Annotated in this window: 16 protein-coding genes; 10 read left to right on the top strand and 6 right to left on the bottom strand. The window is 72.4% G+C overall.

All coding sequences use genetic code 11. The features are described 5' to 3' along the window. Window positions 1-4: 4 nt before the first annotated feature. The gene (locus H1226_RS07820; protein WP_258348105.1) at window positions 5-1282 is read left to right on the top strand and encodes a glycosyltransferase family 4 protein; all 1278 of its coding nucleotides are present in this window, start codon (window positions 5-7) and stop codon (window positions 1280-1282) included. Beyond that, window positions 1279-3141: a hypothetical protein gene (locus H1226_RS07815; protein WP_258348104.1), complete on the top strand. Its 1863-nt coding sequence runs from the start codon at window positions 1279-1281 to the stop codon at window positions 3139-3141. The genes H1226_RS07820 and H1226_RS07815 overlap by 4 nt, the downstream gene beginning before the upstream one ends. Here the strand turns inward: H1226_RS07815 and H1226_RS07810 are convergent. Beyond that, complete coding sequence (locus tag H1226_RS07810) at window positions 3129-5237, bottom strand: tetratricopeptide repeat protein (RefSeq protein ID WP_258348103.1); 2109 nt, start codon at window positions 5235-5237, stop codon at window positions 3129-3131. The two genes, H1226_RS07815 and H1226_RS07810, sit on opposite strands and share 13 nt — an antisense overlap. Before the next feature lie 125 nt (window positions 5238-5362). On the opposite strand from H1226_RS07810, the gene H1226_RS07805 reads away from it, so the two are divergent. Then, window positions 5363-6694: a hypothetical protein gene (locus H1226_RS07805; RefSeq protein WP_258348102.1), complete on the top strand. Its 1332-nt coding sequence runs from the start codon at window positions 5363-5365 to the stop codon at window positions 6692-6694. A gap of 293 nt (window positions 6695-6987) precedes the next feature. Beyond that, complete coding sequence (locus H1226_RS07800; protein WP_309148814.1) at window positions 6988-7809, top strand: SAM-dependent methyltransferase; 822 nt, start codon at window positions 6988-6990, stop codon at window positions 7807-7809. A gap of 111 nt (window positions 7810-7920) precedes the next feature. On the opposite strand, the gene H1226_RS07795 is transcribed toward H1226_RS07800, so the two are convergent. Both H1226_RS07795 and H1226_RS07790 read right to left on the bottom strand, forming a co-directional pair. Then, window positions 7921-8334: a universal stress protein gene (locus tag H1226_RS07795; protein ID WP_224958951.1), complete on the bottom strand. Its 414-nt coding sequence runs from the start codon at window positions 8332-8334 to the stop codon at window positions 7921-7923. Between the two features lie 56 nt (window positions 8335-8390). After that, entirely contained in the window at window positions 8391-10892 is a 2502-nt protein-coding gene (locus H1226_RS07790; protein WP_258348100.1) for a DEAD/DEAH box helicase, read from the bottom strand. A 184-nt stretch (window positions 10893-11076) separates the two neighbouring features. On the opposite strand from H1226_RS07790, the gene H1226_RS07785 reads away from it, so the two are divergent. The 6 genes from H1226_RS07785 (at window position 11077) to H1226_RS07760 (ending at window position 19416) form a co-directional block, all read left to right on the top strand. After that, window positions 11077-11268, top strand: coding sequence for a hypothetical protein (locus H1226_RS07785; protein WP_224958953.1), 192 nt, complete (start codon window positions 11077-11079; stop codon window positions 11266-11268). Between the two features lie 234 nt (window positions 11269-11502). Then, window positions 11503-13383 (top strand): methylmalonyl-CoA mutase subunit beta, encoded by a 1881-nt coding sequence (locus tag H1226_RS07780; protein ID WP_258348099.1) that lies wholly within the window; start codon window positions 11503-11505, stop codon window positions 13381-13383. Further along, window positions 13383-15596 (top strand): methylmalonyl-CoA mutase, encoded by a 2214-nt coding sequence (scpA, locus tag H1226_RS07775; RefSeq protein ID WP_258348098.1) that lies wholly within the window; start codon window positions 13383-13385, stop codon window positions 15594-15596. Before H1226_RS07780 ends, scpA begins: the two co-directional genes overlap by 1 nt. Next, window positions 15596-16582 carry a methylmalonyl Co-A mutase-associated GTPase MeaB gene (meaB, locus tag H1226_RS07770; protein ID WP_258348097.1) on the top strand — a complete coding sequence of 329 codons (987 nt, stop codon included), beginning with the start codon at window positions 15596-15598 and terminating at the stop codon, window positions 16580-16582. The genes scpA and meaB overlap by 1 nt, the downstream gene beginning before the upstream one ends. A gap of 306 nt (window positions 16583-16888) precedes the next feature. Beyond that, on the top strand, window positions 16889-18970 hold the full coding sequence (locus tag H1226_RS07765; RefSeq protein ID WP_258348096.1) for an ATP-binding protein: 2082 nt from the start codon (window positions 16889-16891) through the stop codon (window positions 18968-18970). An 83-nt stretch (window positions 18971-19053) separates the two neighbouring features. Beyond that, entirely contained in the window at window positions 19054-19416 is a 363-nt protein-coding gene (locus tag H1226_RS07760; RefSeq protein WP_258348095.1) for a GntR family transcriptional regulator, read from the top strand. A 33-nt stretch (window positions 19417-19449) separates the two neighbouring features. Here H1226_RS07760 and H1226_RS07755 read toward each other — a convergent pair whose 3' ends face one another. The 3 genes from H1226_RS07755 to H1226_RS07745 form a co-directional block, all read right to left on the bottom strand. Next, window positions 19450-20310: a protein kinase family protein gene (locus tag H1226_RS07755; protein WP_258348094.1), complete on the bottom strand. Its 861-nt coding sequence runs from the start codon at window positions 20308-20310 to the stop codon at window positions 19450-19452. A 136-nt stretch (window positions 20311-20446) separates the two neighbouring features. Beyond that, a complete protein-coding gene (locus tag H1226_RS07750) occupies window positions 20447-21640 on the bottom strand; it encodes an MFS transporter (RefSeq protein ID WP_258348093.1) in 1194 nt (397 codons plus the stop codon). 105 nt (window positions 21641-21745) lie between these two features. Next, window positions 21746-22993 (bottom strand): ATP-grasp domain-containing protein, encoded by a 1248-nt coding sequence (locus H1226_RS07745; RefSeq protein WP_258348092.1) that lies wholly within the window; start codon window positions 22991-22993, stop codon window positions 21746-21748. Window positions 22994-23068: the final 75 nt, after the last annotated feature.

The following is a 23068-nucleotide window of genomic DNA, read 5'->3' as shown; positions in this document are numbered from 1 at the left end:
CCGGATGATCACCAGTGCACCGGCTTCCACCGTGGCCGTCCTGATCCACGACGGCTACTACGGGCACGGGACGGGAGCCGGTGCCGCCAACCGCGCGTTCCTGCGCGTGCTGGCCGAAGTGCTGCCCGCGGACGTGCGACTGCTGCTGCTCCCCGTCCGGCTCGCACCGGACAGCCCGGAGCACCGGGAGCACGAACCCCAGGACCTGGCCGGTGTCCTCGCCCGCGCCGAGGTGCATCCGCTCGACAACGGCACCTCCGGCACCGACCGCTTCGGCGGGGTGGCGAACTTCCGGGCGCTGGCCGCGGCCGCCGGTCAGGTGCTCCGCGACCAGGTGGGGCGCCGCGGGGAGAGCTGCCTGTGCATCGCGTTCGACGTGCCGTTCTTCGGCCTCGCCGAGACCGCGCCGGAGCAGGTGCAGCTGGTGCTGGTGCCGCGGTCCACCGGAATGCTGCACCAGCCGCAGGACCTCGCCCGGACGCGCTGGGAACGCCACTGCCTGCTCAGCGCCGTCCGGCGAGGCGCCCGGATCGGCTGGATCTCCCGGTTCATGGCCGAGCACCTGCGCACCGACTACCGCGTTCCGCCCGCCGCGCTGGTGGCGTTGCCCGACGGGCTCACCGACGCCGACCGGCCCAGCCCCGCCGCCGAACTCCTCCCGCCCGGAGCGGACCCCGTCGTGCTGGGAAGTCCGAACCTGCGGAACGGCTTCCTGCTGTCGTTCGGCAGGGCCGAACCGTACAAGGGGTTCCAGGACCTGATCGCCGCGCTCGCCCTGGTGCGGCGACGCCGCCCGCCCGCGCTGGTGCTCGCCGCGGTGAGCGAGGGCCCCGGCCGGACCCGCTTCCAGCAGCGGCTGGTGGCCGAGCTGCGCGCCACCGGCGTACCCGCGGTCTTCCTGGGCGACTTCGACCCGCGGATCCGCTCGCTGCTCACCCGCCCGGAGCTGCGCGGGGTGATCGTGCCCTCGCGCAGCGAACCCTTCGGCCGCATCCCGCTGGAAGCGCACGCCGCGGGCGCGGCTCCCGTCGTCGCTACCCGAGCCGGCGGGCTGGCCGAGCAGATCACCGATGGGCACACCGGGTTCAGCGCCGAACCGGCCGATCCCGCCTCGCTCGCCGCCGCGCTCACCCGGGCGCTCGAACTGACTCCCGCCGCCCGCGCCCGGATGCGCCGCGCCGCGATGGCCGCGACCGTCCACTTCGACCACCGGCTCGCGGTGATCCGGTTCCTGCGCGCCAACGGTTACGGTGTCGGGGCAGAGGAACGGAGGACGGGGTGAGCGACGGGCTGTCCCGCACCATCGGCAGGCACGCGGCGCGGTGGCGCACCGTGACACCGCGCAAGAACGTGCTCGTCGTCGTGCACAACGTCACCGCGATGACCCGGCTGCTGGACGTGCTGCCGGTGTTCGAAGGCGATTTCCGGGTGCAGCTCAGCTACACGTGGAACGGTTCCGACCCGTTCCCCGACGGGCTGCACCGCATGCTCGCCGAACGCGGCATCCCGCTCATCAGCTGGGAACAAGCGCTGCTGACCCGGTTCGACCTCGCCCTCGCGGCGAACCTCGGCGGCCTCGTCGAGATCGACGCACCCATCGTCTCGATTCCGCACGGGATTCGCTACACTAAAGTGCTTTCCCGGAGAACCGGAGAACCGGAGAACCGGAGAACCGGAGAACCGGAGAACCGGAGAACCGGAGAACCGGAGAACCGGAGAACCGGAGAACCGGAGAACCGGAGAACCGGAGAACCGGAGAACCGGAGAACCGGAGAACCGGAGAACCGGAGAACCGGAGAACCGGAGAACCGGAGAACCGGAGAACCGGAGAACCGGAGAACCGGAGAACCGGAGAACCGGAGAACCGGAGAACCGGAGAACCGGCGCGTCGCTTTCGGGCTGGATCCGCAATGGGTGCTCTACGAAGGCCGCCCCATCGCCTCCGCACTGGTCATGTCGCACGAGGACCAGCGCGCACAACTCGCGGCAGCGGTCCCGGAAGCGCTCGGCACCGCGGTCGTAGCCGGTGACGCCTGCTACGACCGACTGCTGACCAGCCTCCCCTGGCGCCCCGCCTACCGGCGGGCACTGGGCGCCGATGATCGGACGCTCATCACGATCAGTTCGACGTGGTGGTCGGAATCGCTGCTGGGAAGAGTTCCCGACGTCTTCTCCCGGGTGTTGGACGAATTCCCCGCCGACGAACACCGGTTCGCCGCCATCCTGCACCCGAACATCTGGTACGGGCACGGCCGCAGCGAAGTGCACCGCTTGCTCGCACGGCACGTGAGGGCGGGACTCGTGCTGGTCCCACCGGAATTCGGTTGGCGCGCGACGCTGATCGCCTCCGATTACCTGATCGGTGATCACGGTTCCGTCACCACGTACGGCGCCGTTCTCGGCATCCCCACCCTGCTCGGTTCATTCCCGGCCCGCGAGGTCGCGCCGGGCTCGCTGGTGGACGTCGTCGGTTCCCGCGCTCCGCGGCTGGCCGAGCACGAGCCGATCGGCCCTCGGCTGGCTGCGGCCGAACGGGCCGCCGCCTCGTTCACCGACCTGAGCGGACGGCTCACCTCGCGCCCGGGTGAGGCGGCCGGAGCGGTGCGGCGGGTCTGCTACGAGCTGCTGGAGCTGCCCGAGCCCGAGGAGGAACCACCGGTGCCGCCGGACGACCTCAGCGGTCTCCCCGCACCCGCGGCCTGCCTGCCGACCGCGAGCCGCGCCCGCACCGAGGTCGAACCCGGCGGCGGTCTGCGGGTGGTCCGGCATCCCGTGGATCTGCCACGCAGCACCGCCGACGGGGCGTTGGTGGTCGCGGCCGAACATCCCGGGCGGAGCTTGCGCGAAGCCGCCGACGTGCTGGTGCTCACCACGGGCGACTGGGGCGAGCACGTGCACGACTGGCTCCGGGACGCGCTCGACGCACGTCCCGGATCGCTGCTGGCCGCAGCGGTGCAGGGCGACGCGTGCCTGGTGCGGACCCGCTCGGGCCGCACGGCGCGGATCAGCCCGCGGGTCCCGGGCGCGGGCCGGCCGATGTGCTTCGCCGCCGCGGTGCACGGCTGGCTCGCCGCAGGCAGGAGCATCGACGAGCTCGGGCCGGAGACCTCGGTGAACGGGGTCCGCGTTCAGCTGTCCTGATCCGACCCCGCGGCGGCCCGCTGCCGTCCCAGCACCAGCGCGAGATCCGTCGCTTCCTGCCGCCGGAGCAGTGCCTTCTCGGCGTTCCCCGCCCCGTCCAGGGCTTCGGCGAGCAGTTCCAGCGCCGTTACCTGCCAGGACCGCATGCGGAGTTCCGCGAAGACGGCCAGCACCCGTTCCAAGCGCGGCAACGCATCGGCGCCGCCGGTGCGCAGTTCCAGCTCGGCCAGCGGCAGTTCGACCTTCGCCAGGTTGCCGCGTTCACCGTTCGTCCGGAAGAACTCCGCGGCGGCCAGCAGCTCGGGGCGCGCCTCGTCGTACCGCCCCACCGAGACCAGGACCCGACCGGCGTTCAGCCCGTACAACGCGAGCGGACGCGGCCGGTGCTCCGGGGCGAACCGGGAGCGGATGATGGCCCGGGAACGCTCGGAGCACTCCAGCGCCGACTCGGGGGCGCCCGCGCGCTCGTGCACGAACCCGGTCCACTCGGTGGCGCTCTGCTCCGCGAGCGCGTCCCCGCACTCGACGGCGATGCGGCGGGCCCGTTCGAACTGGACGCGGGCTTCGGCGTCGTCGTGCGCGGCGAACAAGCCGGAACCGTACTGCGAGACCATTCGAGCCAGCACCGCGGCATCGCCGAGGGCTTCGGCGGCGCGGATGCCCGCCAGGTGCGCGTCGAGCAGGTCACCGAACAGGTCTCGGTCGAACTGGTAGGTGAACAGGCTCTCGCAGAGCTGCCAGACCCGGTCGTGGAGGCCGAGGGATTCGGCGACCCGCACTGCGGCGAGCAGGTTGAGCCGCTCGGTGTCCAGGCCGTCCAGCGCCTTCCGCCGCGCCTCCGGCCCGGTGTGCGCGGCGGACACGGAGTCGTACCGCGTGCTGAGGCGGCGACGGGAGCTCAGCACGACGTCCCGGGCCATCGCGAACGAGTGGTAGTGCTCGACGAGCCTCGTCAGCGCCGCCGCCCGGTCGGCGACGGTGTCCGCATCGCGCCCGGCGTCCTCCGCGTGCCGCTGCAGCAGCGGGTGGATCCGGTACCGGTCACCGCTCACGCCGAGGAGACCGACCCGGCGCAGTTCCGCCAACATCTCTTCCGCGTCGAACTCCGAGGTGCCGAGCAGCGCGGCCACCGCCGCGACGCTGAACTCCGGGCCGGGGTGCAGTCCCAGGAACCGGTACGCGCGGGCCTCGGCGGGCGGCAGCTCCTGGTAGCAGACTTCGGACACGCCGTGCACGAGCCGCTCGCCATCGAAGTGCAGGTGGGTCAGCAGTCCGGAGCCCTCGACGACCCGGTCCACGAAGGACTCGATCGACGACCGCCCGCGCAACCGAGCACCCGCGACGCGCAGCGCCAGCGGTAGCCGACCGCACGCCTCGGCCAGCTTGCGCAGCGCGGCCGGATCCAGCGGGGTCTCCGGATTCGCGACCGCCTCCGACATCAGGGCCAGGGCGTCGTCCAGGTGGAAGGGCTCCACGGGAACGTGCTCGACGCCCTGCTGGCCCAGCAGGTCCAGCGCGTACCGGGTGGTGACCACCACGCAGCTCCGCGGCGAGGGCGGCAGCAGGGCTTCGACCTGGCGCGAGGTCGCGGCATCGTCGAGCACGAGCAGCAGTTCCCGGTGCGCGGTGAGCGTGTGGAACAGGTTGGCGCGTTCGCGCTCCGTGGTGAGCGCGCCGACCTCGGTGACGCCGAGATCGCGCAGGAAGGCCCCGAGCACGTCGAACGGGCTCGCCGGTCCGGTCGGCGAGGCGCCGCCCAAATCGGCCACCAGCACCCCGTCCGAGAACTCGTCCTGCACCTGGTGCGCCCAGCGCAGCGCCGTCATCGTCTTGCCGACACCGGGCATCCCGGGGAGCACGACCGTCAGCGGGCGCTGCTCGTCGTTCGCGAGTCCCCGCAACCGGTCCAGTTCGGCCGGCTCCACCACCCTGTTCCGGAACCCGTGGTGGCGCGGGTCGCGCGGCAACGTCCGCGGCACCGGGAGCTCGGCGCCGTCGCGCGACTGCACGATGAGCCGCTCGACCCGGCCGGCCTGCACGACGTTGCCGTGCACCGGAGCGCTGTTGCTGTTGTTCGACCAGACTGGTTCGCTCATCGCCACCCCCGGACCGGTGATCGTCTCGAAGCCGGAGCCTACCTGCCACTCCCGACGCTCCGTGACCGTTCGGACACGATGCCGGTGACGGGTTTGGGCTTCCGGTGAGCGGATAACCGGTGGGGATGATCATCGACGACGCGAAGGTGCGGGAGCAGATGGACGACGCGGGCGGAACCCGGCGAACGGATGCCTGTCGATCCGGGCAGGTGAAACTGGGGCTGATCACCGATCCGGACCTGCCGGAGCAGGTGGCGCGACACCTCGCGGACGAGTTGCCGGAGCACCTCGGCGACGACCGCGAGTGGACGGTCGAAGTGGACGTGGACCCGGTGACCGCCGGCGAGCACAGCACGCGCGACATCCTGCGCGCCACCGCCGACCGGCTGCGGGAACGGGACTGGGACTACGCGATCACCCTCACCGACCTGCCGGTGCGGGTGAACCGGCGGCCGGTGGTCGCCGACGCGAACCTCGACGGCCGGGTCGCGGTGGTCTCGCTGCCCGCGCTGGGCGGCACCCAGCCGTACCGGCGGTCCCGCCAGGTGGTGCTGCAGCTCGTCGACGAGCTGACCGGTCGCGACGGCGGCGCCGACCACCGCTACGGGCTGGACAGCAAGCTCACCGAAGCGGTCGCGCCCATCCGCCGCACCAGCGAGCAGGGCTCCGACGACGGCGAGGTGGACGTCCGCTACACCGCCACCCGCAGCCGCGGCAGGTTGCGGCTGCTCAGCGGCATGGTGCGCACGAACCAGCCGTGGCGGCTGGTGTTCGGGCTGCGCAACGCGCTGGCCGCGGCGGTGGCCACGAGCGCGTTCGGGTTGTCGTCGAGCACGATCTGGCAGATCGGCGACATGCTCGGCGCCTGGCGCCAGGTGCTCGCCGCGCTCGGCTCGGTGGTGATCCTGGTGGGCTGGCTGATCGCCGCGCACGGGTTGTGGGAGAAGCGGCGCCGGGACAGCGCACGGGACCGGGAGCAGGTGCTGCTCTACAACATCTCGACGGTGGCGACGCTGACCATCGGCGTCGGCTGCATGTACGCCGGGCTGTTCGTGATCAACCTGCTGGTGGCGCTGTTCCTGGTCCCGCCGGAGCTGCTGGCGAGCAGCCTGGGGCACGAGGCCGACTTCACCCGGTACCTGGCGCTGGCGTGGGGGTTCACCACGATGGGCGTGATCGCGGGTGCCTTGGGGTCCAGCCTGGAGACCGACGCCGCGGTCCGGCAGGCCGCCTACGGCTACCGCGAGGAGCAGCGGCGCAACGAGCGGCGCGCGGAGGACGAGGACGGCGGCTCGGACGGGCGGCGCGCGAGGACCGATCGGGGCGAGCAGGACGGGTCGCGGCAGGACGACGACGCCCGCGACGAGGACTGGTCGCCCGGCGAGGACGAGCAGCGCGCGGAGGACCAGCGCCGCGAACAGGACCGCCGCCGCGAACAGGACGAGCAGCAGGACTGATCGTCCGGCCCGGCGGTGCGGACGGACCTCGCACCGCTGGGCCGAACGGGTGATCTCGCGCCGCCGCGCGCGGACCGCGCCCTTCGCGCCGCGCACCTCGCCCGACCAGCGCCGAACCACCGGCCCCGGCGGCCGGGCTACGCCGTTCGTCCGAAATGAGCGAAGGCCGACCAGCTCACACATAGTTGCATGACGCAACCTTAACGTTAGCCTTGCGAAGCAGGTCGAAGCCGACGGAAGGTGCTCACGTGACCAGTACCCACGAGCAATGGGACATCGTCTCCGGCGTCGGGATGACCGCCCTCGCCGTGGCGGCCGCACGCGCGATCGAATCCCACCGGGACGACCGGCTGATCAACGACCCCTACGCCGAGGGCCTGGTCGCCGCCGCCCGATCCCCGGCGCTCGCCGAGATGGAGAACTCCTCCGCCGAGATGCTGGAGACCATGTCCGGCTACCTCGGCGTGCGGACCCGGTTCTTCGACGAGTACTTCCTGCGCGCCGCCGCGGGCGGGGTGCAGCAGGCGGTGATCCTCGCGTCCGGGCTCGACACCCGCGCGTTCCGGCTCAACTGGCCCGAAGGCCTGCGGGTCTTCGAGATCGACCAGCCGAAGGTGCTGCAGTTCAAGGACGAGACGCTGGACCGGATCGGCGCGCAGCCCGGCAGCGACCGGCGGGTCGTGCCGGTGGACCTGCGCGACGACTGGGCGAGCGCCCTCGACACCGCCGGGTTCGACGCCTCGCTGCCCACCGCGTGGCTCGCCGAAGGACTCCTGCCCTACCTGCCCGCCGAGGCGGAAGCGCAGCTGCTGGCCACCATCGACCGGTTCTCCGCCCCCGGCAGCAGGATCTCCATCGAGCACATGACCGGACCGCGCGAGGAGTACGTCAGCGACGAGCTCCGGAACCTCGCCCTCGAATGGGGCATGGACCTGCAGGCCCTGTTCAGCACCGACGAGCGCCCCGACCCCGGCGAGGTGCTGGCCGGGCGCGGCTGGAACGTGCGGCGCGAACCCACCAACGAGATCACCGCCGGCTACGGACGCGCGCTGCCCGGCCTCGGGGAACGCTTCGCCGAGCTCGGCTGCATGATCACCGCCTTCCGCGAGAAGTGAGCCCCGCACGCACCGAGCGGCCCGCCTCCCCCACGGGAAGCGGGCCGCTCGCGTTCGCACTTCGTCCTGTCAGCGGCGGAGCCGCTGAGCAGCAGGAGCCCGGGAACGAGTTCAGCGGACCACCAGCACCGGGCAGCGGGCGTGGTGCACCAGCTTCAGCGCCACCGAACCCACCATCATGCCGGTGAACGCGCCGTGGCCCTTGTTGCCCAGCACCATCATGTCCGCCTGCGGCGACAACCCCACCAGCTCGTCGACCACGTGCCCGCGGATCAGCCGGGGCCGGATGTCGACGTCCGGGAACTCCCGCTGCACCGCCTCCGTCGTGCCGTCCAGCAGCTCGCGGGCCCGCGCCTCCAGTTCGGAGTCCGGAGTGGGCAGCCGGTAGCCGAACTGCACCGGCTGGTGCCAGACGGCGATGGCGTGCACCAGCCCGCCCACCTTCGTGACGTAGTCGGCGGCCCAGCGCAGCGCGCGCCCGGATTCATCGGAGCCGTCGATGCCCACTACCACGGTCTGCGGCATGATCGCATTCCTCTCGGTCGCGTCCCCCGACCGTATGGCACCCGCGGACCGGCGCGCTACTGCTGGTCGACCGCCTGCACGCGGATCACCGCGGAGCCCTCCTCGTCGGAGGCGGCGAGATCGACCTCGGCGCTGATGCCCCAGTCGTGGTCGCCCGCCGGGTCGGCGAAGATCTGGCGCACCAGCCAGCGCTCCGGCTCCTCGGTGATCATCAGCATCGCCGGGCCGCGCGCGTCGGCGTCGGTGCCGATCTCGTCGTACTCGGCGAAGTAGCCGTCCAGCGCCTCTTCCCACGCCTCGGCGCCGAACTCGGGGTCCAGCTCGCCGAGCGGGGTGGTCCAGCGGCGGGCGGCGAGCTCCACGCGGCGGAACAGCGCGTTGCGCACCTGCACCCGGAACGCCCGCTTGTTCTGCGTGATCCCGGCGGGGGCCGCCTCGGCCGCCGCCGGCTCGGCGGTGATCTCGGCACCCGGGTTGCGCAGCCGCTCCCACTCGTCGAGCAGGCTCGAATCGACCTGGCGGACCAGCTCGCCGAGCCACTCCACCAGGTCGGTGAGCTCCTCGGTCTTCGCGTCCGCGGGCACCGTGTGGCGCAGCGCCTTGTAGACGTCCGCGAGGTAGCGCAGCACCAGCCCCTCGGACCGGGCCAGGCCGTAGTGGTTGACGAACTCGACGAAGTTCATCGCCCGCTCGAACATGTCCCGCGCCACCGACTTCGGCGACAGCTCGTGCTCGGCGACCCACGGATGCCCCTTGCGGTACATCTCGTAGGCCGCTTCCAGCATGTCCTGCAGCGGCTTCGGGTAGGTGACGTCCTCCAGCAGCTCCATCCGCTCGTCGTACTCGATGCCGTCGGCCTTCATCTGCGCCACGGCCTCGCCGCGCGCCTTGAACTGCTGCGCCGACAGCACCTGCCGCGGGTTGTCCAGAGTGGACTCGATGACGGAGAGCACGTCCAGCGCGTAGCTCGGCGACTCCACGTCCAGCAGCTCGATCGCGGCCAGCGCGAACGGCGACAGCGGCTGGTTCAGCGCGAAGTCGAACTGCAGGTCCACCGTCAGCCGCACCCGGCGGCCCAGCTCGTCCGGCTCGTCCAGCCGCTCCACCACGTCCGCGGCCAGCAGCGCGCGGTAGATCGCGATGGCGCGCAGGACGTGCCTGCGCTGCGCCGGGCGGTCCTCGTGGTTCTCGGTGAGCAGGTGCTTCATCGCCGCGAACGCGTCACCGGGGCGGTTGATCACGTTGAGCAGCATCGAGTGGCTGACCTGGAAGCTGGAGATCAGCGGCTCCGGCTCGGCCTCCACCAGCTTCTCGAAGGTCTTCTCGCTCCACGACACGAAGCCCTCGGGCGCCTGCTTGCGCACCACCTTGCGCCGCTTCTTCGGGTCCTCCCCCGCCTTCGCCAGCGCCTTCTCGTTCTCGATCACGTGCTCCGGGGCCTGCACCACCACGTAGCCCGCGGTGTCGTAGCCCGCGCGGCCCGCGCGCCCGGCGATCTGGTGGAACTCGCGCGCCTTCAGGTGCCGGGTGCGCACCCCGTCGTACTTGGTGAGCCCGGTCAGCAGCACGGTGCGGATCGGCACGTTGATGCCGACGCCCAGCGTGTCCGTCCCGCAGATGATCTTCAGCAGCCCCGCCTGCGCCAGCTGCTCCACCAGCCGCCGGTACTTCGGCAGCATCCCCGCGTGGTGCACGCCGATGCCGTGGCGCACCAGCCGGGACAGCGTCTTGCCGAAGCCCGCGGTGAACCGGAAGTCGCCGATCGCCTCCGCGATCTTGTTCCGCTGCTCGCGGGAGGCGACGTTCACGCTCATCAGGCCCTGCGCCTGCTCCATCGCCGACGCCTGGTTGAAGTAGACGACGTAGACCGGGGCCTGGTTGCCGCCCAGCAGCTCCTCGATCGTCTCGTGCAGCGGCGTCAGCGCGTAGCGGAAGGTCAACGGGATCGGGCGCTCCGCCGAGCTCACCACCGCCGTCGAACGGCCGGTGCGGGCGGTGAGGTCCCGTTCGAAGCGGGTGACGTCGCCGAGCGTCGCCGACATGAGCACGAACTGGGCCTGCGGCAGCTCCAGCAGCGGCACCTGCCACGCCCAGCCGCGCTCCGGTTCCGCGTAGAAGTGGAACTCGTCCATCACGACCTGGCCGAGCTCGGCCTGCTCGCCGTCGCGCAGCGCCAGGTTCGCCAGGATCTCCGCGGTACAGCAGATGATCGGCGCGTCCGCGTTCACGCTGCTGTCACCGGTCATCATGCCGACGTTGTCGGCACCGAAGACGTCGACCAGCGCGAAGAACTTCTCCGAGACCAGCGCCTTGATCGGCGCGGTGTAGTAGCTGCGCTTGCCCTCGGCGAGGGCGGTGAAGTGCGCGCCGGTGGCGACGAGGCTCTTGCCGGAGCCGGTGGGGGTGCTGAGGATGACGTTCGCCCCGGTCACCACCTCCATCAGCGCCTCTTCCTGCGCCGGGTAGAGCTCGATGCCCTGCTCGGTGGTCCAGGTCGTGAAGGCGTCGAGCAGCGCGTCCGGTTCGGGCGAGGCGGGGAGGTGGTCAGTCAGCTTCATGGCACCCCCGATCGTCCCTGGTCAGCTCCGACGCGCCGCAAGCGGGGTCCGCTGCGGCGGCGCGCCGCGGCGGGTCTCCGCTCCGCCCGCCGGGTCGGCCGATCCGCCCGCGCTCACTCTTCCGAGTGATGACCGGGGGCGCGGGGGTGGATCGGAGCAGCGGGGATCACCGAGACTGGTCGCCATGCCGGAGCGAATGGTGCGGTTCGTGGGTGGGCCGCTGGACGGACGAACGCAGGACCTGCGCGACTCCGAAGCCGTGCTCGGCAGACTGCTCCGGCACATCCACCTGCACGACGGGCCCAAGATCGAGACCTGCTACCGGCTGCGGTACACGCCGGAAGCGGGCTGGGAGTACCACTTCAGCGGGCACTGACCGGCCCAGCGCACAGGTGCCGCGCAGTCGCTCCCCGCGCACCGAGCACGAGCCCTCCGCACGCGCCGACCGGAAGCCCGCCCCACGTGGCGGCCGGAAGCCCGTCCCGGACGGCGGGGCGGCTGACCTCGCGGAACGCCGCTGCGCGCGCCAGTGCGTCCCGCGGAATCTTGGGACGTGGGTCACAGGAGAAGCGGCGTTCCGGGCCGGTGCGGAGTCCTACCATCGACTGTCATGGCGCCCACTGACCGGCTCTCGACGACGAGCAGCCCCCGGCCCGGGCTCAGCCTGGCCGGCGAATTCCCCCGGCCGACCCACGAGCAGTGGCTGGAGCAGGTGGAGAAGGTCCTGCGCCGGACCGGCCGCATCCGCCAGGACGATCCGTCGCCTGCCGACGCCGCGGCGCTGCTGGACTCCCCCGGGTACGACGGCTTCACGGTGCGACCGCTGTACTCCGCCGACGCGGACCTGCCGGCCGCGGGCGTGCCCGGGTTCGCGCCGTTCGTGCGCGGCAGCAGGCCGCAGGGGTCGGTGGCGGAGGGCTGGGACGTGCGCCAGTCCCACGGCGGCCCGGACGCGACGGCGGTGAACCGGGAGGTCCTCGCCGACCTCAACGGCGGCGTCACCTCGCTGCTGCTGCGGTTCGGCGCGGGCGGGCTCGCGGTGGACGACCTCGGCGACGCGCTGCACGGCGTGCACCTGGACATGATCGGCGTGGTCCTCGACGCCGGGGACGAGGCACCGGCCGCGGCCGCCGAGCTGCTGCGGCTCGCCGCCGAGCAGGACGTGGCGCCCAGCGCGCTGCGCGGCAACCTCGGCGCCGATCCGCTCGGCGTGCAGGCCCGCACCGGTCGCGAGACCGGCCCCGAGCAGGCGGTGGAGCTCGCGCGGCGCTGCGCCGCGGAGCACCCCGGGTTGCAGGCGATCACCGTCGACGCGCTGCCGTACCACGACGCGGGCGGCTCCGACGGCGAAGAGCTCGGCGCCTCGCTGGCGGCGGGCGTGACCTACCTGCGCTGGCTGACCGAGGCGGGACTGGACGCCGACACCGCCTGCGGGCTGCTGGAGTTCCGCTACGCCGCGACCGCCGACCAGTTCCTCACCATCGCGAAGCTGCGCGCCGCGCGGCGGGTGTGGGAGCAGGTGGCGCGCCGCTGCGGCGCCGCCGAGCCCGCCCGCGCCCAGCGCCAGCACGCGGTCACCTCCTCGGCGATGCTGACCCGCCGCGATCCGTGGGTGAACATGCTGCGCAGCACGATCGCCACCTTCGCCGCCGGGGTCGGCGGGGCGCAGGCCATCACCGTGCAGCCCTTCGACGCCGCGATCGGCGCTCCCGACGAGTTCGCGCGCCGCGTCGCCCGCAACACCCAGGCGCTGCTGCTCGACGAGTCGCACCTGGCGCAGGTCATCGACCCGGCGGGCGGCTCCTGGTACGTGGAAGCGCTCACCGACGAGCTCGCGCGGGCCGCGTGGCGGTGGTTCCAGGAGATCGAGGCCGCCGGTGGCCTGCCCGCCGCGCTGCGCTCCGGGATGGTCGCCGACCGGCTCGCCGCCACCTGGGACCGCCGCCGGGCCGCCATCGCCGACCGGAGCGAACCGATCACCGGGGTCAGCGAGTTCCCGAACCTCGGCGAGGAACCGCTGCACCGCGCACCGGTCCCGGCTCCGCCGGGCGGTGGGCTGCCCCGGGTGCGCTACGCCGAGGAGTTCGAGGCGTTGCGCGACGCCGCCGACGCCCGCGCGCAGCGGCCCCGGGTCTTCCTGGCCACGCTCGGACCGCTGGCCACCTACACGGCGCGGTCCTCGTTCGCGCGGAACCTGTTCGCCGCGGGCGGGCTGGACGCCGTCGAAGCCGGTCCGACCGAGACGACCGCGGACGTGCTCGCCGCCTACGCCGAGAACCCGTCACCGGTGGTGTGCCTGTGCTCGGCCGACGAGGTCTACGGCGAGCGCGCCGCCGACACCGCGCGAGCGCTCAAGGACGCGGGCGCGCAAACCGTGCTGCTGGCCGGGAAACCGGGGCGACCACCGTCCGAAGTGGACGGCCTGGTGTTCACCGGCTGCGATGCCGTCGAGGTGCTGCGCGCGGCGCACCGCACGTTGGGAGTCGAGTGATGGACCACAGCATCCCCAACTTCGCCGACATCCCGCTGGACCGGGACGCCGAGCCGGCGGCCGCCGCGAACTGGGACTCGGCGGTCCTGTCGGCCACCGGCAAGGAATCCGACGCGCTGGTGTGGGAGGCGCCCGAGGGCATCGGGGTGAAGCCGCTCTACACCGCGGCCGACACCGAGGACCTCGACTTCCTCGGCACCTACCCGGGCATCGCGCCGTTCCTGCGCGGCCCGTACCCGACGATGTACGTCAACCAGCCGTGGACGGTGCGCCAGTACGCCGGTTTCTCCACCGCCGCGGCGTCGAACGCGTTCTACCGCCGCAACCTCGCCGCCGGGCAGAAGGGCCTGTCGGTGGCGTTCGACCTGGCCACCCACCGCGGTTACGACTCCGACCACCCGCGGGTGTCGGGTGACGTGGGCATGGCCGGGGTGGCGATCGACTCCATCTACGACATGCGCCAGCTGTTCGACGGGATCCCGCTGGACGAGATGAGTGTGTCGATGACGATGAACGGCGCCGTGCTGCCGGTGATGGCGCTCTACATCGTCGCCGCCGAAGAGCAGGGCGTGCCGCCGGAACAGCTCGCGGGGACCATCCAGAACGACATCCTCAAGGAGTTCATGGTCCGCAACACCTACATCTACCCGCCGCAGCCGTCGATGCGGATCATCTCCGACATCTTCGCCTACACCTCGCAGCGGATGCCGAAGTTCAACTCGATCTCCATCTCCGGCTACCACATCCAGGAGGCCGGAGCGACGGCCGACCTGGAGCTCGCCTACACCCTCGCGGACGGCGTGGAGTACCTGCGCGCGGGCCGGCAGGCCGGGCTGGACATCGACTCGTTCGCCCCGCGGCTGTCGTTCTTCTGGGGCATCGGGATGAACTTCGCGATGGAGGTCGCGAAGCTGCGCGCCGCCCGGCTGCTGTGGGCGAAGCTGGTGAAGGAGTTCGGCGCGAAGGACCCGAAATCCCTGTCGTTGCGCACTCATTCCCAGACCTCCGGTTGGTCGCTGACCGCTCAGGACGTGTACAACAACGTCGCCCGCACCTGCGTGGAGGCGATGGCCGCCACCCAGGGGCACACCCAGTCGCTGCACACCAACGCCCTCGACGAGGCGCTGGCGCTGCCCACCGACTTCTCCGCGCGCATCGCCCGCAACACCCAGCTGCTGCTGCAGCAGGAGTCCGGCACCACCCGCGTGATCGACCCGTGGGGCGGCAGCCACTACGTCGAACGACTCACCGCCGATCTCGCCGAACGCGCCTGGGCGCACATCACCGAGGTCGAGGACGCCGGTGGCATGGCGCAGGCCATCGACGCGGGCATCCCGAAGCTGCGCGTCGAGGAGGCCGCCGCGCGGACCCAGGCGCGCATCGACTCCGGGCGGCAGCCGCTGATCGGCATCAACAAGTACCGCTTCGACGGCGACGAGCAGATCGAGGTCCTCAAGGTCGACAACGCCGAGGTCCGCGCCGAGCAGCTGGACAAGCTGCGCCGGCTGCGGGAGGAGCGCGACGAGGCCGCCTGCCAGGACGCGCTGCGGCGCCTCACCGGCGCGGCCGAGGCCGCGATGTCCGACGAGCGCCCCGACGACCTCGACCACAACCTGCTCACCCTCGCCGTGGACGCGGCGCGCGCGAAGGCGACCGTCGGCGAGATCTCCGACGCGATGGAGGAGGTCTTCGGCCGCCACGCCGGCCAGATCCGTACGATCTCCGGGGTGTACCGGGAGGAATCGGGACCGTCGAAGTCCTTGGAGCGGGCGCTGGAGGTCGTCGAGCGCTTCGCCGAGGACGAAGGCCGCCGCCCCCGCATCCTGGTCGCCAAGATGGGCCAGGACGGCCACGACCGCGGCCAGAAGGTGATCGCCTCCGCGTTCGCCGACGTCGGCTTCGACGTGGACGTGGGCCCGCTGTTCCAGACCCCCGCCGAGGTCGCGCGCCAGGCCGCCGAGTCCGACGTGCACATCGTCGGGGTGTCCTCGCTGGCCGCCGGGCACCTGACGCTGGTGCCCGCGCTGCGCGACGAGCTCGCCGCGGTGGGCCGCGAGGACATCATGGTCGTCGTCGGCGGCGTGATCCCGCCCGCGGACTTCGACGCGCTGCGCGAAGCGGGCGCGAGCGCGATCTTCCCGCCGGGCACGGTGATCGCCGACGCGGCGCTGGGCCTGTTGGAAGAGCTCCGAACCCGGCTCGAACTCGACTGATGCCGCGCGAGATCGACGTCGCGGACTACGCCGAGGGCGTGCTGGAGGGTTCCCGCACGAAGCTGGCGCAGGCCATCACGCTGGTCGAGTCGACCAAACCGGCGCACCGGGCCAAGGCCCAGGAGCTGCTGGTGCGGCTGCTGCCGCACAGCGGTGGCGCGCACCGGGTGGGGATCACCGGGGTGCCCGGGGTCGGCAAGTCCACGTTCATCGAGTCGCTCGGCACCTCGCTGACCGCCGCCGGGCACCGGGTGGCGGTGCTGGCGGTGGACCCGTCCTCGACCCGGACCGGCGGCAGCATCCTCGGCGACAAGACGCGGATGGCGGCGCTGGCGGCGGATCCGGCGGCGTTCGTGCGCCCCTCCCCCTCCGCGGGGACGCTCGGCGGCGTCGCCCGCGCCACCCGGGAGACCGTCGTGCTGATGGAGGCCGCCGGGTTCGACGTGGTGCTGGTGGAGACCGTCGGCGTCGGGCAGTCCGAGGTCGCGGTGGCCGGCATGGTCGACTGCTTCCTGCTGCTGACGCTGGCGCGGACCGGCGACCAGCTGCAGGGCATCAAGAAGGGCGTGCTGGAGCTCGCGGACCTGGTGGCGGTGAACAAGGCCGACGGCCCGCACGAGATGGACGCGCGCAAGGCCGCCCGCGAACTGCGCTCGGCGCTGCGGCTGCTCACCCCGGTCAGCGCCTCGTGGACGCCGCCGGTGGTGACGTGCAGCGGCCTCACCGGCGGCGGCCTGGAGGCGCTGTGGGAGCAGGTCGAGCAGCACCGGGCGACGCTGGCGGAGTCCGGCGAGCTCGCCGAGAAGCGCAGCCGCCAGCAGGTGGAGTGGACCTGGGCGCTGGTGCGCGACCAGCTGATGGCCGAGCTCGCCGCGCATCCCGCCGTCCGGGAGCGAGTCGACGACGTCGAGGCCGAGGTGCGCGCGGGAGGGCTCACCGCCTCCCTCGCCGCGGACGAGCTGCTGCGCGCTTTCCGCGAGCGGTGACCGAGCGCTGCATCCGCTCGGGACGTCCGAGGATCATGGCCCGCACGTCTGCACGGGTCGTCGAGGCCGAGCCGGTCGGCGACGCGGGAATCGGCGCGTTGCTCCGGCAGCGCAGCGCCGAGGTCGTGCGCGCGGCCCCTCCGCTGAGCGGGGCGAAGGGCCGCGCCCGCCACTGCCCGCAGGCCGGGCATTCGGGTAGTGCGGCTGCTCCGGATGGCCGTTCTTCCGGATTTTCCGGGAGGTTTCGCCCTGCCGAGGCGCCCGGAGGCGGTACACCGTCCTCGGACACTCGCTTCGGAGGTCGGGATGGCCGAGGAGATCCGCAACGTCTTCGCCGGAACCGCGCGCAACGTCGTGCAGGTGGGCAAGGTCGACGGCGACGTGCACTTCCACCAGCGGGCCGCTCCGGAGGCCCCGGTGCCGAAGCAGTTGCCCGCCCGCGTCGCGCACTTCACCGACCGCGAGACCAGCTTGGCCGCACTGGACTCCTGGCTGGCCGACCCCGCCGCGCCGACCTGGCTGATCGTCGGTTCCGGGGGCGTCGGGAAGACGTCGCTGGCCGCCTGCTGGGCACACCGGGTGCGGGACCGGTTCCCCGACGGCGACCTGTACGTGGACCTGCGCGGCCACCACGTCGATCGCAGGCGGGACGCGAGCGAGGCGCTGGACGAGATGCTGCGTGCGCTGGGCGTTCCCAGCGAGCGGTTGCCCGTGGACGCCGACGCGAAGTCCTCGATGTACCGGACGCTGCTGACCGGTCGCCACATCCTGATCGTGCTCGACAACGCCGCCGGCGCCGAGCAGGTCCGCCCGCTGCTGCCCGGTTCCCCGCCCTGCCGGGTGTTGATCACCAGCCGCAACCGGTTGACGAGCCTGACGGCCAGAGAAGGAGCCACCCGGATGTCGCTGGACGTGCTGCCACCGGACCGCGCGATCGAACTGCTCCGCAAGGCCGCGGGCGCCGACCGGGTCGACGCGGAACCCGATGCCGCCGTCGCACTGGCCCGGTACTGCGGATTCCTGCCGCTGGCACTGCGCATCGCCGCCGAACGGCTCGTCGCCGGAGCGCACCTGCGGGTCGCCGAGCTCGTCGAGGAACTGGCCGACGAACGCGACCGGCTGGACGCGCTGACCGTCGAGGAGGACGAGTTCACCACGGTGCGGGCGGTCTTCTCCTGGTCCTACCGCTCGCTGCCCGCGGACGCGGCGCGCCTGTTCCGGCTGCTCGGGCTCGCCGAGGCCCCCGACATCGGCTTGGACGCCGCGACGGCGCTGAGCGGGCTCTCGCGCAGCAAGACCCGCCGGTTGCTGGACGTCCTGGTCGGAGCTCACCTGCTCGACGAGCACCGGGCGAAGCGCTACCGCTTCCACGACCTGCTCGGCCTCTACGCCGCCGAATGCGCGCGGCACGATGAGAGCGAGGCGGCACGCGACGCCGCGGTGCGCGGGCTGCTGTCCTGGTACCTGCACGCGACGATCGCCGCGTCCTGGCCGGCGGCGCCGAGCTTCACCCGGATCCCGATGGACACGCCCGATTCCCCCGGCTCCATACCGGAATTCGCCGATCGCCCGGCCGCGCTGCACTTCTACGACGAGGAGCGCGAGAACCTGAAGGCCGCGGTCCGGCAGGCTTCGGCACGCGGGGAGCACGTCTTCGGCTGGCAGCTGCCGGTGGCGATGTTCGCCTTCATGCTGTCGCGGCGGCCGGTGGCCGACTGGCTGGAGACGCACCGCATCGGGCTCGCGTCCGCCCGCGCGCTCGGCGACGAGCTCGCCGAAGCCTGGCTGCTGACCAGCGACGCCATCGCGTGGGGAACGGTGCACGAGCACCAGAAGGCGCTGGCGGAGCTGCAGCGCGCGGTCTCCCTCTGGGAACGGGTCGGCCCGGAGTGGGCGCACGCGTGGGCGCTGCGCGACCTCGGCAGCGTGTACTACGGGCTGGGCCGCGACGCGGAGGCCGACGAGACGCTGGAGCGCGCCTACGCCATGCACGTCGCGCTGGGCGACGAGTGGGGCGAGGCCACCGCGTTGAGCGCGCTGGCCAAAGCCGAGTGCCGCCTCGGGCAGTTCGACGAGGCGATCCCGCACCTGCACCGGGCCATCGCGATCCGCCGCTCGCACGGCGACCGCCGCAACGAGGCCAGCTGCTTGAGCGAGATCGGCCTGGTGCTGGGCGCGATGGGCAGCACCGACGAGGCCGCCGAGCACTTGGAGCAGGCGCTGGCGCTGCACCAGGAGACCGAGTACGGCTACGGCGAGGCCCTGGACCGCGAGCGGCTCGCCGACCTCTACGAACGCACCGGACGTCCCGAACAGGCCCGCGAGCAGCGCCGGACCGCGGCGCTGCTCTACGACGAACTCGGCGTCCCGCACGAGATCACCGGGTGAAGTCCGTACCGGTCCGGTCGCGCGGCGGACACCCCGGCACCCGTGCGGACGCCCGCCCCGGAGCGGTGGCGGACAATGCGGGGATGGATCTCAAGGTGGACCCCGGTTCCGGGGTGAGCCCGTTCGAGCAGGTGCGGTCCGGGATCGCCGAGCGGATCAACTCCGGGCAGCTGCCGGTGGGCGCGAAGCTGCCGACGGTGCGGGCGCTCGCGGCGGACCTGGGCATCGCGGCGAACACCGCCGCGAAGGCGTACCGCGAGCTGGAGCAGGCCGGGCTGATCGAGACCCGCGGCCGGGCGGGCACCTTCGTCGCCGCGTCCGGGGACCAGAGCAGCCGCCGCGCCGCCGAAGCCGCCGCCGCCTACGCGCGCACGACCCGCGACCTCGGCATCCCGCCGCAGGACGCGCTCGCGATCGTCCGCGCCGCCCTCGGCCTCCCCGGCTGACCGGCGCCCGGCGGGCCCGGGAACCGCACCGCGTCAGCCGTCGAGCCGGGCGAGCAGTTCGCGCAGCGGTGCGGCGAGGTCGGGGTGGTCGCCCATGTCGACGCGGTGCAGGGCGCGGGCGGCGACGTAGCGCAGCGCGGTGGGCCCGTCCGGACCGTCGAGGACGTCGGCGAACGTCTCCCGCACCTGCGCGGCGACCGGCGGCACGAGCAGGCTGCAGCAGTACAGCGAAGCCGCGTCGGTGCCCGCCGGTCCGCGCCCCCACAGCTCCCAGTCCAGCAGGCCGAACCGCGGCCGGACCAGGTTCGCCCAGTGCAGGTCGCCGTGCACGGTGTCCCAGTGCTGGACGTCCAGCTCGTGGCCGAGCTTCTCCCGCACGGCCCGCTGGATGTCGGGTTCGTCGTTGCGCAGCCGCAGCGTCGGCACCACCCGGATCGTCTCCAGCGCGGTGCGCAGCTCCGACCACCACTGCTCGGGCAGGTCGACCTCGTCGCGCAGCACGTCGGTGTCCGAGCAGCGCTGCCCCGGCACGAAGGTCATCAGCTCGGCGCGCTGCCGCCGCGTCTCCGCCAGTTCCCACTCCACCAGGCCGAGCACCCGCGGTTTGCGCACACCGGTGATCGCGTTGGCGTCGGCGTTGCCGGTCCACCAGTCCCCGTCGGCCCACCGGATCTCCTCGGAGACCACCCGCAGCCAGCGCGGGCCTTCGGCGCCGAGCACGGCCGCGCCGATGGACCGCTGCCGCCACCCGAGCACCGGCTCGCCGACCACGCGCACCGCGAAGTGCTCCGCGGCCCGGTCCAGGTTCTGCCGCATCCACGCGGCGAACATCTCGTCGGCTTCGTCGTTGGCTTCGTCGTTGGCTTCGTCGTTCGGAATCTCGTTCGGTGCCACCACCCGATCATGTGCCATCGGGTGGCGGCCCGCTCATCTCGGTCCCGTTCGCGCCGTCCCCCGGGGCGGCCCGCGCCGGATCCACCCGGAGCAGCCGAGGCCGGACGCGCACACCGAAGCACTGGTCCACAGTGGACTACTCGGTGGTGGTGGGCTGCTGCGCACTCCCCGTTCCCCGTCCGCTTCGGCTGATGACCCCGAAGACCAGGACCGATACGAGCAGCACCACCCCGACCAGCGACCAGATCCCGCCGGGCAGCCCGGAACCGGTCACGATCCCGTAGGCCACCGGAGCCAGCAGCAGGCCGCCGTTGACGCCTCCTGAGAACGCGCCCATGTTGCGCACCAGCAACCGCGGCGACGAGATCTCCTGCACGTACCCCAGGAACGCCGGTCCGATGACCATCTCCCCGATGGTCCACACGATCGTCGAGAGCACCAGCAGCCACAAGCTGGGGTGCAGTCCGATCATCCCGAACCCGGCCGCGGCGAACAGCAGGCCCACCACGATCGCCCGGGTGTTGCTCCACTGGGCGGTCGCGATGTTCAGCGGCAGCTCGATGACGACGACCATCGCGGCGTTGAGGAACAGGATCACCCCGGCCACCAGCGGCGAGAGCCCCAACCGGCTGACGATGTAGAGGCTCAGCACGGTCGAGGGCAGCGCGAACGCGAGCTGGGCCGGAAAAGCGGTGAGCATGAACGTCCAGAACCGCGCTTCGTCGCGGACCGAGCCGTGCCAGGCGTTGCCGCCGGTGCGCTCGCGTTCGCCCGGCACCTCGTACCCGGCGGCCCATTTCCGGACCAGCACCGCCGCGATCAGCCCGAACGCGGCATTGACCAGGAACAGCAGCGAGAACTGCCCCCAGGCGTAGAGCACCGACCCGATCGCCGGGCCCAGCCCCATCCCGACGTTGATGCACAGCCGCAGCGCCGCGAACGCGACCTTGCGGTGCTCGGCATCCACGGAACGGGTGATCAGGGTGTAGCAGGCGGGATTGACCATCTCGTAGCAGAAGCCCCACACCACGGTCGCGCAGACCAGCGCGATCGGCTGCGCGGCCACGGCCGCCACCAGCAAGGCCACCGCCTGCACGCCGAGGGCCAGCGGGATGGCGCGGCCGGGAGAAAGCCGGGACAGGGTCGCCGGCATCGAGACGTCGGCCAGCAGTCCGCCCAGGCCGAAGCATCCGACGATCAACGTCACCAGCCCGGCGGAGACGTGCGCCCCTTCGGTCAGGTACAGCCCGAAGAACGGCAGCAGCACGCAGCCGGTGCGGAACACCAGGACCGCCAGCAGCAACGACCTGAGCGGCGCGAGCTGCGTCAACGACTCGGATCGGAACGCACTGCGGAGCACTCGACCACCTCGGAAGTCTGGTACGGGTTTCGTCGCCGATCCGCTCGACGAGCGGAACGGATGCGGCAACGGGTTTCACCGCCGATTCGACCGCGCCCGTCCCGTGGTGCGCACGCGGACCAGCTCGGCGACCTTCGCCATCCGCTGCTCGCATTCGGACACCGAACCAGCCACCACCACCGCGAAACCGATGCGGGCGAAGTACCTCCTGCCCGGTTCGGGACGGATCAGCGTACCGGGCTCCACCAGCCAGGTCACCCGGTGCAACCACGGCAGCTCACCCTCTGCGGCATCCAGCTCCAGCGCATCCACGACGCCGGATTCGTCGGTGTAGAAGAACCGGATTCCCGCTACCCGGGAGCGGACGACCCGCAACGTCGGCGGCACTCCCGCGGCCACGTCGGCCGCGGCAGCGGCCATGTCCACCCCCGTCGCCAGCTCGGCCAGGTCGGGGATGAGGTCGCCGCCGGAACGGCCGTTGACCTCGACCAGCCGAGGCCCACGTGCGGTCAGCCGCAGCTCGGTGTGCGTCACGGTGTTGTCGACGCCCAACGCCGAGTGCGCCGCGCGGACCACATCTCGCACCTGCTGCGGATCGGCCACGAGATCGGCCGGATCGGCCACGACGTGCCCGAGTTCCTCGAAGTGCGGCGGATAGCCCAGCACCTTCCGGGCGAAGACCGGGCTCTCCACCACTCCGCCGTGGACCGCGCTGTCGACGCTGATCTCCGGGCCGTCCAGGTATTCCTCGACGAGCACGCCGCTGTGGTGCTCCCACGGCTCCGGCAGGCCGCTCGCGAAGGCCCGGTCGAACGCGGGTTCCAGTTCGGCGGGGCAGTCCACTTTCGACACCCCGAAGCTGGCCGACAGCGAACGGGGCTTGACCACGACCGGGTAGCCGATCCGGGCAGCCGCCTCGGCCGCCTCGGCCGCCGAGGTGACCAGCTCCGCCGCAGCGGAGGGGACGCCGTCCGCGTCCAGCGCCAACCGGGTGGCCCACTTGTCCCGGCAGCGCGCCGCACCCTGCGGCGGACATCGCGGCACCCCCAGTTCCGCGGCGATCACCGCCGCCAGCTCGACGCAGGGCTCGTGGTAGGTCAGCACCCCGGCGACCGCGTAGCGCTGGGCGGCGCGCCGCGCGGTGGCCACGATCTCCGCGGTGTCCGCGGGGTCGATCCGAAGCTCGGCGGTGATGTACTCGCGCTCCCAGGTCACCGGATCAGGAGTGAGCAGGACGATCGGATACCGCTCGGCGATCTTGCCGAGCATGTACTCCCGGTACTCGCTCTGACCGCCGCTCAACACCAGCAGGACCGGATCCAAGAGAACCTCCCAGTTCGTCTCACCGGGCGGGGTGACCCGGAGATCTTCCACCGCGGGCACCGGCAGGCCGCATTG

The organism is Saccharopolyspora gregorii (assembly GCF_024734405.1).
In the GTDB taxonomy this organism is placed as follows: Bacteria; Actinomycetota; Actinomycetes; order Mycobacteriales; family Pseudonocardiaceae; genus Saccharopolyspora_C; species Saccharopolyspora_C gregorii.
This window is presented reverse-complemented; position numbering and strand designations above follow the sequence as displayed.

What these genes read in the sequence shown, in the direction of transcription:
- H1226_RS07820 (WP_258348105.1), top strand. Translation starts at nt 5, where the DNA reads ATGATCACCAGTGCACCGGCTTCCACCGTGGCCGTCCTGATCCACGAC.
- H1226_RS07810 (WP_258348103.1), bottom strand. Translation starts at nt 5,237, where the DNA reads ATGAGCGAACCAGTCTGGTCGAACAACAGCAACAGCGCTCCGGTGCAC.
- H1226_RS07805 (WP_258348102.1), top strand. Translation starts at nt 5,363, where the DNA reads ATGATCATCGACGACGCGAAGGTGCGGGAGCAGATGGACGACGCGGGC.
- H1226_RS07800 (WP_309148814.1), top strand. Translation starts at nt 6,988, where the DNA reads ATGACCGCCCTCGCCGTGGCGGCCGCACGCGCGATCGAATCCCACCGG.
- H1226_RS07795 (WP_224958951.1), bottom strand. Translation starts at nt 8,334, where the DNA reads ATGCCGCAGACCGTGGTAGTGGGCATCGACGGCTCCGATGAATCCGGG.
- H1226_RS07790 (WP_258348100.1), bottom strand. Translation starts at nt 10,892, where the DNA reads ATGAAGCTGACTGACCACCTCCCCGCCTCGCCCGAACCGGACGCGCTG.
- H1226_RS07785 (WP_224958953.1), top strand. Translation starts at nt 11,077, where the DNA reads ATGCCGGAGCGAATGGTGCGGTTCGTGGGTGGGCCGCTGGACGGACGA.
- H1226_RS07780 (WP_258348099.1), top strand. Translation starts at nt 11,503, where the DNA reads ATGGCGCCCACTGACCGGCTCTCGACGACGAGCAGCCCCCGGCCCGGG.
- scpA (WP_258348098.1), top strand. Translation starts at nt 13,383, where the DNA reads ATGGACCACAGCATCCCCAACTTCGCCGACATCCCGCTGGACCGGGAC.
- meaB (WP_258348097.1), top strand. Translation starts at nt 15,596, where the DNA reads ATGCCGCGCGAGATCGACGTCGCGGACTACGCCGAGGGCGTGCTGGAG.
- H1226_RS07765 (WP_258348096.1), top strand. Translation starts at nt 16,889, where the DNA reads ATGGCCGAGGAGATCCGCAACGTCTTCGCCGGAACCGCGCGCAACGTC.
- H1226_RS07760 (WP_258348095.1), top strand. Translation starts at nt 19,054, where the DNA reads ATGGATCTCAAGGTGGACCCCGGTTCCGGGGTGAGCCCGTTCGAGCAG.